The sequence below is a fragment of the Weissella coleopterorum genome (assembly GCF_011304355.1).
Taxonomy (GTDB): Bacteria; Bacillota; Bacilli; order Lactobacillales; family Lactobacillaceae; genus Weissella; species Weissella coleopterorum.
Genome location: NZ_CP049888.1, coordinates 50845 through 66107, shown reverse-complemented (window position 1 = coordinate 66107; position 15263 = coordinate 50845). Strand labels below are relative to the sequence as shown.

General features: G+C 35.7%; 12 protein-coding genes. All 12 read left to right on the top strand.

Annotated elements, in window-relative coordinates; all coding sequences use genetic code 11:
- Positions 1-13 precede the first annotated feature (13 nt).
- The 12 genes from G7084_RS00415 to G7084_RS00360 all read left to right on the top strand — a co-directional run bounded on the left by G7084_RS00415 (position 14) and on the right by G7084_RS00360 (position 15175).
- Entirely contained in the window at positions 14-2512 is a 2499-nt protein-coding gene (locus tag G7084_RS00415) for an ATP-binding protein (protein WP_166009022.1), read from the top strand.
- Positions 2512-3882, top strand: a complete 1371-nt coding sequence (locus G7084_RS00410; protein WP_166009020.1) for a cell division protein FtsK — start codon at positions 2512-2514, stop codon at positions 3880-3882. Before G7084_RS00415 ends, G7084_RS00410 begins: the two co-directional genes overlap by 1 nt.
- Positions 3883-4045: 163 nt before the next feature.
- On the top strand, positions 4046-4321 hold the full coding sequence (locus tag G7084_RS00405; RefSeq protein WP_166009018.1) for a hypothetical protein: 276 nt from the start codon (positions 4046-4048) through the stop codon (positions 4319-4321).
- Between the two features lie 63 nt (positions 4322-4384).
- Entirely contained in the window at positions 4385-4900 is a 516-nt protein-coding gene (locus G7084_RS00400; RefSeq protein WP_166009016.1) for an antirestriction protein ArdA, read from the top strand.
- A gap of 102 nt (positions 4901-5002) precedes the next feature.
- Positions 5003-5290: a hypothetical protein gene (locus G7084_RS00395; protein ID WP_166009013.1), complete on the top strand. Its 288-nt coding sequence runs from the start codon at positions 5003-5005 to the stop codon at positions 5288-5290.
- A gap of 542 nt (positions 5291-5832) precedes the next feature.
- Entirely contained in the window at positions 5833-7443 is a 1611-nt protein-coding gene (locus G7084_RS00390; protein ID WP_166009011.1) for a replication initiation factor domain-containing protein, read from the top strand.
- The gene (locus G7084_RS00385) at positions 7430-7621 is read left to right on the top strand and encodes a hypothetical protein (RefSeq protein WP_166009009.1); all 192 of its coding nucleotides are present in this window, start codon (positions 7430-7432) and stop codon (positions 7619-7621) included. The genes G7084_RS00390 and G7084_RS00385 overlap by 14 nt, the downstream gene beginning before the upstream one ends.
- A gap of 225 nt (positions 7622-7846) precedes the next feature.
- Positions 7847-9034, top strand: a complete 1188-nt coding sequence (locus G7084_RS00380; protein ID WP_166009007.1) for an IS110 family RNA-guided transposase — start codon at positions 7847-7849, stop codon at positions 9032-9034.
- 133 nt (positions 9035-9167) lie between these two features.
- Positions 9168-9734 carry an aminoacyl-tRNA hydrolase gene (gene pth / locus G7084_RS00375; RefSeq protein ID WP_166009005.1) on the top strand — a complete coding sequence of 189 codons (567 nt, stop codon included), beginning with the start codon at positions 9168-9170 and terminating at the stop codon, positions 9732-9734.
- 70 nt (positions 9735-9804) lie between these two features.
- On the top strand, positions 9805-13323 hold the full coding sequence (gene mfd, locus G7084_RS00370; RefSeq protein WP_166009003.1) for a transcription-repair coupling factor: 3519 nt from the start codon (positions 9805-9807) through the stop codon (positions 13321-13323).
- The gene (locus G7084_RS00365) at positions 13295-14905 is read left to right on the top strand and encodes a putative polysaccharide biosynthesis protein (RefSeq protein ID WP_166009002.1); all 1611 of its coding nucleotides are present in this window, start codon (positions 13295-13297) and stop codon (positions 14903-14905) included. The genes mfd and G7084_RS00365 overlap by 29 nt, the downstream gene beginning before the upstream one ends.
- Positions 14906-15175, top strand: coding sequence for an RNA-binding S4 domain-containing protein (locus tag G7084_RS00360; protein ID WP_166009000.1), 270 nt, complete (start codon positions 14906-14908; stop codon positions 15173-15175).
- Positions 15176-15263: the final 88 nt, after the last annotated feature.

Below are 15263 nucleotides of genomic sequence, written 5' to 3'. Positions count from 1 at the left end.
AAAGGGGAGAGATGTGGCGAATAGAGCAAGTATTAAATATGAAAACCCGGTTATTGAATACAACGAAAATTTAGTATTAACCAGAACTGGGGAAGTGTGGGCGTACTTTAAAATTAAGCCTTTTCAAATTAATGTGGCAAACATTGAAGAGAAGCGGGCATATAAAAGTACGTTGACTGATGTTTTGGAACGTCTACAAAAATATGAAGATGTTGATTTAAAATTATTGCCAGCTGATATGGATTTGGCAGGACGGATTCAAGGAACGCATGAAGATTGGGCGAAAGATTTATCAGATGTTGCAGAGTATTATTTGGGGCAAGAAGAAGTAAATATGCTTCAAGCAGAGTTTAAACCAGCAGTGATTGATGAATTTTATATTGGGGTTAAATTACGAGCGACTGCTATTGGAGATGGAATTAAGGAACAATTTGCCAATGCTAGTGATCTGTTAGTGAAGCGTGTTGCAGATATGATGAAGTTTCAGGTTAAATTTGATGATGACTTTTTCAAAAGATATGAAGTAATGAATACGGACGTATTAGGAATATTACGACCATTAAATGCAACAAAACTAAAAGCCGAAAGTTTAGCTAAATTATTAGGTTATTCATATCATAATGAACATAGTAAGACTTTGGAAGATATGAGAGATACAATTTTTGATCCGGGACAACATGGGATTATTCAACGTGACAATGGGGAAGAAGTTGATTATGTGGCAAATTTGGTAATTAATCTACCAGATAATTTAGAGTTATTGGAATTAATCCCAGAAATTCAATCTTTCAAGTTTCCGGTTGAAGTACATTTTAAAATTAATTATCCAAAACGTGATGGTGTGTTTGGGATTAATACCAGTGCTAAGCAATCCAAAGGGAAATATAAAGATGAGCTGGTAGACGCTGAAATGACTAACGATGATAGCTCAAGTAAAAGTCAGGATAATTTTAGTTTGTCGTCAGATTTGGTTGATGTGCTGGATAGTAAAGACGCATTTATGGCTTGGACTATGATTTTAGTTGTACGAGATTATGACTTAGAAGCATTAAGGCAAAAAATCCGTTTATTAAAGACTCGGATTAATTCGTATGATCGGGGTATTTCGGTTTACCAGCCTAACTTTGAACAAGTAATGTTGTTGTATCAAATTTTACCGGGAACGAAACTTGGTGTATTTAAGCAATGGCAACAATTTACCAAAGTACCAGCTTTTGTTGAATTGATGTTTGGGATTACAAGTCAGATCGGAACACGTACAGGATTTTATGTTGGTCGAGTGCTTGACTTAAAACAATATGATTCTGTTGAAATGGCGGCCGCTGCTTCCAGAGTTTTACTATTGATGAATCCAATTATCTCTAATAAAGGGATTAAGGGGGCGAAAACAGATAGTCCCCATATCGTTATAACTGGGAATACTGGAAATGGTAAGTCATTTGCGACCAAAGATTTGATGTTTCATTTAGCTATGTTTGATATTGATATGGTTTCATTTGATCCAAAACAAGAAATCAGACGTTGGTTTAATCGAGCATTACAAAATGTTCCTAATGAATATTTCCAAAAATTGATTAAGTCATTTCACTTTATAACATTAGACAGTCGTAATTCGGAAAATAATGGGGTGCTTGATCCTTTATTGACGTTGAATGAGAACAGTACAGCTGACGACATACCAGAAATTGTGACATTGATTAAAGAAATGTTGGTTCAAATTCGATCTGTTTCATATTCATTAAAACTTGAAACTAATTTAAATGACGCAATCCGGAGCTTGTGTGAACGTCGATTAATGGGAGAGCAAATTGGAACATTAGCAATTATCGAAAAGTTGCGGGAGATGGGTGATGACGCTAGTGATTTAGCAGATTATTATCAATCAATCATTCCAAACTCAATGTTGCGCTTAGCATTTGGTGACGGTTCAAGTGATGGTTTGACTTTCGACCATCAACGGACAATTTTAGAAGTTACCGGACTTGATTTACCTAAACCAAATCAGGACGCTAGATTGTATACAGAGACAAATAAGCAGTCAATTTCCATTATGTTGGCGCTTGGTAAGTATATGGAAAAATTTGGTCGATCTAAGACTGATCGATTTAGTTTAGAGATATTGGACGAAGCGTGGATCTTTGAATCATCAGAAGCCGGGAAAAAGGTGCTTGATTCGATTAAACGTTTGGGACGATCGGAAAACAATATGTTGATTTCATCTACTCAACGTGTGGCTGATGTGAATAACGCAGACAGTACCGGACAATATGGTCAAATTTTTGCGTTTGATGATCCAGATGACAGACCAAACATTTTAAGACAGTTTGGGTTACCAGTAAATGATGACAATATTAAGATGTTGCAGGACTTGAAAAAGGGTCAATGTTTGTATCGTGATATTTACGGACGTGTTGGTAAAGTTGTAGTCCATGTGTTATTTAACGAGTGGTTAGAAGCCTTTAAGACCGTTGATAGTAACTCAAGTGCGCTTCTAGAAGGGACTTATGAATAATGTTTAAGACAATTAAATATAAAGATCAGGTACTAGCTAGGACGTTATTATTACGTTGTTTATATGTTAGTGCTTTTTTGTTGCTAATGTTATTTAGCTTTGTTTGGTGGAAGTTAAGGCAATCCTTGGTACAAGTAAATAATGTTCAATATGTAATTTCATTTTTAGTTATTTTAGCGATTGTCTTATTGGCAGAAACCATATTTTTAAAGTGGTTATATACCAGTTATTCATTAAGCCATAGGGATCGATTGGCAAATTATTTAAAGTCAATTGAATTTAGGCAAATGTTATCTTTATTGATGGTTACAAAGGGATTATTTGAAACTAAGTCAGATGATGACGGAGAGTTTGTCTCATATTTTCCAAAGGTAAGAGTTAAGTTCAAATTTGATACCGGTCAAATGGTCTTAGAAGAGCCAATTAATGGCGAACAGTTTATGGAACGTTTTGATAAAGGGGAATTTGACGCTGTGGTCGAAACGGCATTTATGGCGGATCGTCAAACTAATGTATATTTAAAAAATAAAATGATTAGTACGTTTGCGTTTGATCCAATTAAATTTAGATTGAAGTTATCAGCATTAAAACCTAAAAAAGGTTCATTAAATATTGTTAAGGGAATTGATTGGAAGTATGACAAATTCTATAACATGTTGGTTAGTGGGAACGTTGGAACAGGTAAGTCATATTTTCTATTTGCGATATTAGGTCAGTTATTAGCTATTACAAAATTTATAGTGGTATTTGATCCTAAACGTTCTGATTTAGGCGCTCTACAATATACGGACATATTAAAAGGAAAGGTATTTAGTACCAACACAGCGATTAATGAACAAATTCATATTGTTTATGAAGCAATGATGGAACGTGCCAAAAAAATGGAAAAGATTAAGGCAGAAGGCAAAATTGGGGCATACATGGAGTTTAATTTTAAACCACATTTTATGTTCTTTGATGAGTTCGGAGCGTGGAAAGAAATGAATGATAAGTTAGCCTTTGGTACGCCTGAACGTAAGGCTTATGATTTAGCGTCAGGAGATTTGAATGAAATAGCTATGATGGGACGTGAACTTGGATTTTATTTGATTGTGGGAATGCAGAGACCGTCTGCTGATTCATTGCCTATGGCTATTCGTAATCAGTTGAATTTTAGAGTGGTTATGGGAAAGCCAACACCAGAAATTCAAAAGATGTTGTTTCCTGATAGCGATAAAGAGTTACGCCCATTGTCAAATGACTTAAAAGGTTGGGGATTCTTTCAAATGGGGGACGGAGCTGTACGTGCATTTTTTGCGCCAGAAGTTGAAAAAGGATTTAATTTACATGAATTTATGGAACATATGGGTAGTCTAAGGGAGGCTGGATAAATTATTATTAGAAAAACCGTTACATTGTGAATAATATATCCTTATTATTTAGCTATATAAAATGCTGTTATTAATTTGTTTTTGCATTTTTTGAACATTTGATATACTAATAAATGTGAAATATTGTATAATTGGTTTTATATCAGGGGAGCAGGAGTATGTTATGGATAAAAAGGCTGAATTTTTAATTAAACATAATTTGATTGACGAAAATAACTATACTGAACAAGATATAAGTAAGTTTGAATTTTTTAAGGCTGATGAGTTAGATAGTTTAGGTAGAGAATTAATCGAAAATGTTGGTGGCATATCTGAATTGCCGTTAAATATGCAAGAAACACCGTTTAATTATGAGTTTTTTGCAAGAGATCATATTGAAGATGGTAGTATATTGCTGATTGATGGCGTATATGTACGTAATAATGAAAAATATATTTAGAAAAGAGCTTTAAAATTTAAAGCTCTTTTTTGTTGCCTAATTTTAAGAATGGAGAAAATAATTATGGATATTACAGGAAGTATTTTTGTAGGGGCAATGTTAGAACCAGCAAAGGGAATGTGGTTTGATTTACCTGTTTCTGGTAAAAAGGTGGTTGAACAATTAAAGCTAATGGGTGCTATTGGTGGAAATAGTGGGAATGAAGAGTATATTGTGACTGATTCAGAATTACCATTTAATAAAATGAATAGTTATAAGAGTATTGATGAGTTAAGTACACGTTTTAAGTATTTACAGACTTTGAATTATGACATTACAAAATTTAAATTATTAATTGACGCAGAATTAATTGATCCAATGAATTTTACGCAGGAGGATTTGGATAGTATTGAAATTTTTAATGCTACTTCTGAAAAAGAATTGGGATTAGAGCTTGTGGAAAATGTGGGCGGAGTATCTGAATTGCCAAGTGATAATTTAGAAACGTATTTTGATTATAATTTCTTTGCACGTGATCATATTAAAGAAGGAAGTGTAGTTGAAGAGAACGGTAAATATATTAGAGATAATCGCAATTAGAAGTTGTATTAATTTATAGCTTTTTTTGTTTGGGTTGGTAAGACAGCCCTAATTGGCATAGTTTGGTGTTAAAAATCAAAAGAAAATATGGGGATATTTAACATGGCTATTGATACAAAGAAGTTGGCTGGAATGGGTGAAGCTGCATTAGTAGAATTAAAGACATTGATGTCTTTGAGTGAATTGCCTGCTATTAATGCCTTTCGTGCAGAGTTAAAAAATATTGATGAATCAGAATTGTTTGCTGTTAGTCCAATGTTGCCAGAATATGTAGAATCAACAACTAAGAATATGAGATTCTTGGTTGGGAATTATAATTCTACTATTACTCATGCTAAAAATCGTAGTGGTGAAGTAGAAGTATTGATGGCTCAACTTACTAATCATTAATAATTAGTATAAATTAAAATAATAAATGCCAAACTATGTCAATTAGAGTTGTTTTACAGAAAAAAGTGTCGTTCAACCACCAATACAAAAACCCACTTATCCTGTTCTTGGGTAAGTGGGTTTTTGTTTGGTGGACAGCAAGCGTTAGCGCGGTAGAAAAAGAAAAGGGTAACTAGAAAAGTTTTAGTAGGTGTGGGTCGAGTGTGGCTTAAAGGCAGGGGAAGTTTGAAATTGCAATATATGTGGTGGCAGAGCCAAAGGCGTGCCAGTGTCACTACCGAACGGCGCCAGCGAAGCGGGAGCGCCTAGGTAGGCAGTTACGGATAGTGTGACCAAAGGGAGCACCCGTGACTGACACCATGCCCATATATTGCAATAAAAAAGTGTTTAACCCCCGTGCACTAACAGGGGGGTTAAAAAACAAAAAGCGCTCTGAGCGCACTAACCAAAAAGGGTGTCAGGTCGGAGTTTAGAAAGGTTTTTAACTACCTAACATCAAAAACGTTAAATGTTAGATTTTGTGTATTTTAGGGGGTTTGAAAATGATAAAGATAAATAATGAATATTTTAACTATGAATGTATCTATTTTGGGACTGTTCAACACGGATTAATGAAAAGTAACACACTGCTTATGCAAATTGGATTATTTCAATTTGATGAGCTTATCAAATCTATGTACGTCAATGTTCATGTAAATGATAATGACGTATTACCAATGATTGGAAATGAATTACAGCTAGAATCAATTAAAGGTTCTGAATTAATGGGTTATACCGGTACTTTAAAAAGTGAACATGTTTATGAATTAGGTTATGAAGTTTTTAAAAAGATTGATGACTTGGAACAACTAAAAAATATTGGAAAATATCAAATTTTGGGAGATACAGAGAAAATGTTAGAAAAAATTGAACATACACCAATAACTGGGAAAACATTTAAGACTATTCGTGAAACGCTAAAATTAACTCAATCAGAGATCGGAAATAATTTAGGTGTATCTCGTCAATTAGTAGCAAGTTTAGAAAAAGATAATAAAGAAATTAAACCAGAATACCTAGATACATTAATCAGTAAATACCCTGCATTAAGGTCTAACATTGATGTGCAGTTTGATTGGATAACGTTTAATTTTCCTGAATTAACAGGCGATGAAGTCATTAGTAAAATATTGAATGTCAAAAAAGGATTATTCTTGGCTCGTAATACGTCACAAAATTTCTATACTCGTGAATTTGTTTATGGTGGAGAGAAAAATATTTATATACAAGACTTTGAGCCAGAAGATGATGAAGTAATTGATGGTGGAATTCAAAAAGATGGTGCAAGTTTATTCATGACTGGAATTGGGGTACGTCAATTTGAAAACATATTAGCTGAACAAGGTTTAACATGGCTTCAATTTTTCAAGAAGATGTATCAATATCGGGGACATTGTACACGTTTAGACGTTGCGATTAATGATAATGCAGAAGTTTTAAATATGGACGACCTTGTTAAAGCTGTACAAGAAAAGCGCTTTTGGAGTAAAGCTAAGTCGTACGCAATTCATGGAAATGCACAACAAGGTTGGACGGTAAATTTTGGAAAGTCGCCATTTGTAATTCGAATATATGACAAGTTTAAAGAACAGGCTGGTAAAGGTAAAACAACTGATATTAATACACGTGTTGAATTAGAGTTACATAGTGATAAGGCAACTCAATTAATTGATGAGTGGTTAGGAAGTGATAATTTAGTTGGTTTTACTTTTGATATTTTGAAATCATCTTTATTGTTCGTTGATGAAAAAGTAGATGAGACCCAATTAAAAGGTCAAAATGATAAAGAAAGATATTATGATAAATTAAAACCTATGCCAGCATGGGATTTACTTACAGCGTTAGGTGGTAAGGCAAAATTTAAGACTGAAAGTAAGCCAGTTACAGTTGAACGAACCAAAAATTGGGTTGAAAATTATGTCGCACCATCATTAAAAATGTTACAACAAACAGGAAATTGGGATTTTGTGTTAGAAATTATTATGAATGCGGAATTGTCGCCGGAACAAGAAGCATTAGTTAAAACAGTAAACACATTTCAAAAGTCAGAGACGTTAGAAAGTCCAAAAACTCTAAAAATAGATCAAGGGGATTTAGAGAATGATAAAATTTAAAAGATATTGTAAGAATATATTGATTGGTCTAGCTATCGCTGGTTTCGTAGTATTAATTAGTTTAAATAATTATGTATTGATGGGAACAGTTTTAATAATTGTTCTCATTTTTTTATCTGTATTTTTATATATGCGGTGGATATTGCCGGAGTTGGAACAAGAAATCGAAATGGATTAATTTTCGTTCGAGTGAAAAAATACACAAGCGTATTAAATTATGGGAAAATGTTATTTGAAGTCAGAAGTCGTACTATCATTTGGAACACGATTCCGTTTAAAAAAATGGCTCTCTTTATAGGATAATAAATCGGTTGAAATATATTGAGCCACTATGAGCTCGTGCGTAGGAAATTGAATATACTGTAAAGAACTTCAAATAATAATTAAGGGAAGTATTTTAAATATGCGTGTAGCACTAGGGATAGATGTAAGTAAGGCAACGTTGAATTATGCGATACTGACTGATTTAGGTGAGATAAAAAAAGAAGGTAAGGTATCAAATGATTTAATTGGTTTAGAAACCATGCTATCTCTACAACAAGAATATAAAGCAGAGACTATCTTTGAAGCAACGGGTGTTTATTCAAGACGTATTCAATATTTCTTGGCGTTGAATGAAATACCATACGTAAAAATGAATCCATTGAAAGCTAAGAAAGAAATGGATACACTACGTGTTACTAAAAATGATCGGATTGATGCGATAGGATTGGCTCGATTACAGTTAGATAAAGATTATCCATATACGGTTACTGAAAAGGAAATTTATATTGAATTACGGTATCGCCATCGTTTTTATCAAGAAATCGTAACAGATAGTATTACAGCTAAGAACAGATTAAAACGAGCATTGCAGGATACATTTTCAGAACTAGAAAATTTGTATGTGGGCGATAATCCAATATTTTATGAAATTGTCAAAGTTTTCCCACACGTTAATATGGTTAAAAATAAGTCAGTTGTTGAAATAGTAGAATTACTAGAAAAAAATACAATTGGACGAGTAAATTCAATTAGGAAAAAAGCTGAACAATTAATTGAGTTAGCAGGTAAAACATCTACTAGTTGTCCTAAGGATTCATATATAGAACAAGAAGTCATTCAATGGGCTAATAAAGTTATTGAAACAGATAAAATGAAATCTGAAATTATTGAAGGCATGGTTGAATTGGCGTCGCAATTGACTGAATTTGAAATAATTAAATCAATACCGGGATTTGGGGAAACTAGTGCAGTAACTTTAATTGCTGAACTTGGAGATATACGACGATTTAGGACACCACAGAAAATAAATGCCTTTATTGGGATTGATTTAAGATTTAACGATTCGGGACAGAGAACAACATCGGGTCATATAACTAAACGTGGAAGCAATTTGGCTCGAAAAATAATGTATCAAGATGTAAAGAATATGTTGGCTACGGCAAGTAGAACAAATGATACAAGCAACTATGTGACAAATTGGTACTATCGTAGAAAAGAATTCGAACAAAATGGTAGTAAAAAGATAATAATTGGGGCAATGGATCGGACGCTTAGATTAATTCATCATTTAGTTATTAATGATGAGATGTTTGAACGTCAAGAATAGAAAAATAAACAATTAAAAATAAAAGATAATTCTAGGAAAAAAGTTGGAAAACACCTAGTCTTTTTAAATTGTGTTAAAATGTTTTGATAAAAGACTTGCATTATAGCAGGAAATGATAGTGAGAATATATAAAATGAAAATGATTGTTGGATTAGGAAATATTGGAAAAGAATATGATCAGACACGTCATAATGTTGGTTTTATGACAATTGATGCTTTTGCTCAAGAACTTAATATTAATTTTAAACAAGATGGTCCACATCGTGCTTTTGTGGCCGAAGGTTGGGTTGGAACAGATAAAGTTCTATTGGTGAAGCCAACTACCTATATGAATTTATCTGGTGAAGCAGTGGCCCCCTTGATGAAATATTATCATTTAAATTTAGCGGATCTGTTAATTGTTCAGGATGATATGGATATGGAATTAGGTCGTTTGCGATTACGTTCGAAAGGTTCAGCAGGGGGGCATAATGGAATTAAATCGATCATTAACCATCTAGGGACACAGGACTTTAATCGTTTGAAATTTGGGATTGCACATCCCAAACACGAAAAACAAGCCGTGATTAACTTTGTTTTGGGTAAATTTGATAAAAATGATGCGATTACAGTGGATCAAAGTATTCAAGTGGCAAAAAAAATGATGCAAGACTTTGTACAAGGAAAACCTGTTGATCAAATTATGAACCAATATAATTAAGCTGTGATGTTTTTAAATTAATCGATCCTTATTGTATAGAGCAGAAATGATGAATTAAAGAGACTTTAAGATGATACTATCAGAATTTTTAACAGACAATCCAAAATATCATGAACTGGTGCAAGCAATTCAAGCTGGTGGGAACCATGTTTTGACTGGCCTAACGGGAAGTGCGCGATCGGTTTATTTAAGTGGATTGAATCAATCGTTAAAACAACCAATGTTATTGGTAACGGACAGTCAATTCCATGCCCAACAGTTGGCAGAAGACTTAATAGGTTTATTGGGCGAAGAACGCGTAATATATTTTCCGGCAGAAGAAACATTGAGTGCTCAAATTTCCCTGGCGTCTTTGGATACTATTCTTGCTCGTGTGACTGCTTTAGAGCGATTAAGAAATGACCAACAACCTATCATTGTGACGGGTTATGCGGGTGTGAATCAGTTTTTGCCAGACTTAGGTAAATTTGAGCGCGCGGCAATTAAGATTGATTTTAATCAGAGTTATCAACTCGATCAACTGCAAGCTAGTATCAATACTATGGGCTATCATCGAGTAGATGCGGTACAATCTCCGGGTGAATTTTCGATTCGAGGATCAATTATTGACATCTACCCACTAAATTACGAAAACCCAATTCGGATGGATTTTTTTGATACGGATTTAGACTCTTTGCGGACATTTGATGTTGAGACCCAGAAAAGTCTAGAACAATTAACAACGGTTCAGTTACTACCTGTGACTGATTTAATTGCGGATGAACAAGATTTAAACCAAGCACAGCTTAAATTAGAGTTAGCTCTAACTCAGGCTCGCGATCATTTGGAAGGTGCCGCAAAGAGGCATCTAACTGAAGCTGTTCAGCCATTATTGACAGCTTTAGAACAGGGAACCGTTCTACCAGAAATGCGCCAATATTTGGCATATCTATACCCCGCCCAGACGACAATACTAGATTATTTACCTCAGCAAGGGGTAGTGATTTATGATGATTACCCACGTATGTTGGAGAATGCTAAGCAGGCTCAGGCGGATAGCATGGAGTGGTGGGCCGATCGGTTGGAACAAAACCAAATTTTACCCTATGTTGAACAAGACGTTAATTTTGAACAGATTATTCAAAACGATCAACATGCCAATCTGATTTTATCGCCAATGGGGCGAGGTGTGAGTGGTTTGAAACAAAATTCCTTGACGAATTTAGTGATTCGTCCCACCCAACAGTTCTATAATCAAATGCCAATGGTTCAAGCTGAAGTAACTAGGTGGCAACGCCAAAATTATACAATTATCTTTTTGACGAATACAGCAGAACGTCAAGCGAAATTAGAACAAACACTGACTGATTTTAAAGTAGGTGTTAATACAGTGGCGCCTGATCAGTTGGTCTTAAATCGAACACAATTAACAACATTACCATTACATGAAGGCTTTGAAATTCCATTATTAAAGTTGGTTGTTTTAACTGAAAAAGAATTATTTAAGACGATCACCAAAAAAGCACCTAGGCGCCAAACCCTCAGTAATGCAGAGCGCATTAAAAGTTATAACGAATTGAAGGTTGGAGATTTTGTAGTTCATGTTAACCACGGGATTGGAATTTATGAGGGTATTACGACTTTAGAGACTAAGGGCGTTAAGCAGGATTATATAACGATTCAGTATCGAGGATCGGGAAAAGTATTTATTCCTGTCTCGCAATTGGACTTGGTTCAAAAATATGTGAGTGCTGGGGAAAAAGCACCTAAATTAAATAAACTAGGTGGAACTGAGTGGGTTAAAGCCAAACGTAAGGTGGCAGCACGTGTTGAAGACATGGCAGATGAGTTGCTACAATTATATGCAGAGCGGGAGGCGAAGCGTGGCTTTGCTTTTGCTGAAGATGATGCAGAAGTGCAGCGGTTTGAAGCGGCATTTCCTTATCCAGAAACGGCTGATCAATTACAGGCGACGCAAGAAATTAAAAAAGATATGGAAAAAATCCAACCAATGGATCGTTTATTAGTTGGTGATGTTGGATTTGGAAAAACAGAAGTGGCTTTTCGTGCGGCTTTTAAAGCGGTTCACGAGCATAAACAGGTCGCCATGTTAGTACCAACAACGATTTTGGCAGAACAGCATTTTGAATCCATGCAAGTTCGTTTTGATGGATTCGATGTTAAAATTGCCATGTTATCAAGGTTTCAATCAGCTAAAGAAGTTAAGACCATTGTGCAAGCACTACAAGATCATGAGATTGATATGATCGTTGGAACACATAAGTTGCTTGGAAAAAGTATTGAATTTGCCGATCTAGGATTATTAATTATTGATGAAGAACAGCGTTTTGGGGTGAAACATAAAGAGCGTTTGAAACAATTGAAAACTGATGTAGATGTTTTGACGTTAACGGCGACTCCCATTCCTAGAACATTAAATATGGCAATGGTAGGAGCTCGTGATTTATCGGTGTTAGAGACACCGCCAGCAAATCGTTTTCCAATCCAAACTTACGTAATGGAGCAAAATGGTCGTGAAATTGCAATGGCGATTGAACGTGAAATGGCACGTGGTGGTCAAACTTTTTATTTGCACAATCGAGTAGATGATATTGAAAAAACACGCCTTTATGTTGAAAGTTTAGTTCCAGATGCTCGGGTGGCCATCATCCATGGTCGAATGACTGAAGTGCAGTTGGAAGGAATTCTTTTTGACTTTATTCATGGCGATTATGATGTACTGGTGACAACGACAATCATTGAAACAGGGGTTGATATTCCAAATGCTAATACGTTAGTAGTTGAATCTGCGGATCGGATGGGATTGGCGCAACTGTATCAAATTCGGGGGCGGGTAGGCCGTTCAAATAATTTGGCGTATGCTTATTTTATGTATCCAGCTAATCGAACATTAACTGAGGTAAGTGAGCATCGCCTTGAAGCGATTCGTGATTTTACTGAATTAGGTTCGGGCTTTAAGATCGCAATGCGTGACCTATCCATCCGAGGGGCAGGCGATTTGCTCGGCTCTCAACAACATGGATTTATCAATACCGTTGGATACGATCTATACACCCAAATGTTGCAGGAAGCGGTGGCTGCTAAACAAGGTAAGGAAAAGGCGAAAGTGCAAACGGATGCCGAAATTAATTTAGATGTTGAGGCATATTTGCCTGAAAAATATGTTCCAGGCGGAGCATCTAAAATTGAACTTTACCAGAGAATTAGCCGAGCTAAAGTAGCAAATGACTTAGTGGAGATCGAAGAAGATTTGTTGGATCGTTATGGGGAACTACCTATGGCGGCACACTATCTTCTAGCGATCGCTGAATTAAAGCGATTAGCTGATCTGGTGGGAGTATCTAAAATTATTCGAGATAAGGTTAGAACTGAAATTATCCATGTGTTCTTTACACCGCAGGCTAATTTAAGGCAAGTTGATTGGTTGGTGGCACTCAAGCAAGGTCGATTAAGAGGCCAAGCAATTGCGATGCAACCTGCTCAAATTGATGTTGTGATTCAACCGAAAATGACCCAAGACAATTGGTTAGATGGACTAAAAATCTTTTTGGAGGCCTTTAATGCAACCCAAGAAAAAGGAGCAAAGTAATAATTTAATCGCTGGGGCAGGAATTTTAACACTAACGGGTTTAGTGGCTAAAATTTTGAGCGCACTATATCGAATTCCCTTACAGAATTTAGTGGGTAATCGTGGCTTTTATGTTTATCAGCAGGTTTACCCAATTTATGGAATTGGAGTAGTCTTGGCATTGAGTGGTTGGCCACTGGTTATTTCCAAATTAGTTAGTGAGCAGCCTGATGTGCAGCATGCTAAATTTATAGCACAAAGGTTGCATCACTTATTAACCATAGTTAGTATATTGATCTTTTTGGGATTATTCATCGGCGCCCCGATATTAGCGCGAGGAATGGGAGGAGATCCCGCCCTGGCACCGGTTATTCAAGCCGTTGCATGGATGTTTTTGTTGATGCCTTTGTTAGCAACCGCCCGGGGCTATTCACAGGGTGCGTTTGAAATACTTCCGACCGCTTTTTCACAAATGATCGAACAAATTGTTCGTGTGAGTGTAATTGTTTTCTTTGCGGTTTGGGCAAATCAGCAGCAATGGTCAATTTATAAAATGGGGACTTGGACGATGGCAGGCGCGCCAATTGCATCTTTTTTTGCCGCACTATTTATTTTCAAAAAATATCGGGAAATTTATACAGTTGATAAGGTTGAAAGAGAAAAACTTAAAAAGGCACCTCAATTTCAATGGCGCCTGCTTATTCATCGAACGTGGTCTGAAGGGGGATTGTTAGTCCTCGTGGCGGCACTTCTAGTTTTGTTCCAATTAGTTGATGCGTTTACGGTAAAACAAAATTTGGTTGTCAACGGGTTAAACGAAATTCATGCTGAAAACTTAAAAGGAGTATACGATCGTGGACAGCCGCTGGTTCAGTTAGGAATGGTACTTGCTACCAGTATTGGGGCAGCATTGATACCCAATTTGCGCCATTATTATGTGACGAACCAACAGCAACAATTCAAAAAAGATTTTGCTAGCTCTATCCGGTTATCATTGCTTTTAATTATTGCAACAACGAGTGGTATGCTAGCGGTTCTACCTCAACTCAATCAAAGTTTATTTGGTAGTCGGGAGGGGACCTTTGTATTGGGGCTTTATATCTTGTCGATGATACCTGCAACCATGATTTTAGTATTAATTACTATCCTCCAAAGTTTGGGTCGCACACAAAACTTAACAAGCGTAATTCTGATTGGTATTTCACTAAAATGGATTCTAAATGATGTATTCATGCGCTTTATCGGGTTGAGCGGAGCAAGTTTGGCGACTGTTGTGGGTTTGATCGTCATTCTAGGATACACAATTTGGTGCATTCCAAAAGAATTATGGTCCGGATTAGGTTTGCGATCACTGATCTGTAAAGGTTTGGCTTTAAGCACTGTAATGCTAAGTTTAGTTTGGATTATGATGAAGATATTTGAGCATTATTTTGGAAGCCAAAGAATCACCACGGTTTGGGGACTAATTCTAGGTGTAGTGTTTGGTATACTATTATTTGGTAGTGGCGTTGTTAAATGGCAGGTATTAACAACTAATGAAATTCGACTATTACCCAAGGGTGAGACAGTCGTTGCAAAAATGAATTTAAATGAGGTTAAGTAAATGAGAATTGATAAATTTTTGAAAGTTTCACGTTTAATTAAGCGCCGGGCGGTGGCTAAAGAAATTGCGGACCAAGGTCGAATTACGATTAATGATAAGGTGGCTAAGTCTTCATCAGATGTTAAGGTGGGGGATGAATTATCAATTAAGTTTGGTAATCGGTTGATGGTTCTAGAAATTGAGCGAATCATTGAGACGACTAAAAAAGAAGATGCGGAGCACATGTATAAAATTTTACGTGAGGATGCGCTCACAGACTCAAGTAAATAGTTTATAAAATTATTAAGATTTATTAATAATTATCGACTGTTCCGGTTAAAAATGTAATGATAACGTTACCAATCGTTTAATTTTGACC

What these genes read in the sequence shown, in the direction of transcription:
- G7084_RS00400 (WP_166009016.1), top strand. Translation starts at nt 4,385, where the DNA reads ATGGATATTACAGGAAGTATTTTTGTAGGGGCAATGTTAGAACCAGCA.
- G7084_RS00405 (WP_166009018.1), top strand. Translation starts at nt 4,046, where the DNA reads ATGGATAAAAAGGCTGAATTTTTAATTAAACATAATTTGATTGACGAA.
- G7084_RS00385 (WP_166009009.1), top strand. Translation starts at nt 7,430, where the DNA reads ATGATAAAATTTAAAAGATATTGTAAGAATATATTGATTGGTCTAGCT.
- G7084_RS00390 (WP_166009011.1), top strand. Translation starts at nt 5,833, where the DNA reads ATGATAAAGATAAATAATGAATATTTTAACTATGAATGTATCTATTTT.
- G7084_RS00380 (WP_166009007.1), top strand. Translation starts at nt 7,847, where the DNA reads ATGCGTGTAGCACTAGGGATAGATGTAAGTAAGGCAACGTTGAATTAT.
- G7084_RS00395 (WP_166009013.1), top strand. Translation starts at nt 5,003, where the DNA reads ATGGCTATTGATACAAAGAAGTTGGCTGGAATGGGTGAAGCTGCATTA.
- G7084_RS00360 (WP_166009000.1), top strand. Translation starts at nt 14,906, where the DNA reads ATGAGAATTGATAAATTTTTGAAAGTTTCACGTTTAATTAAGCGCCGG.
- pth (WP_166009005.1), top strand. Translation starts at nt 9,168, where the DNA reads ATGAAAATGATTGTTGGATTAGGAAATATTGGAAAAGAATATGATCAG.
- G7084_RS00410 (WP_166009020.1), top strand. Translation starts at nt 2,512, where the DNA reads ATGTTTAAGACAATTAAATATAAAGATCAGGTACTAGCTAGGACGTTA.
- mfd (WP_166009003.1), top strand. Translation starts at nt 9,805, where the DNA reads ATGATACTATCAGAATTTTTAACAGACAATCCAAAATATCATGAACTG.
- G7084_RS00365 (WP_166009002.1), top strand. Translation starts at nt 13,295, where the DNA reads ATGCAACCCAAGAAAAAGGAGCAAAGTAATAATTTAATCGCTGGGGCA.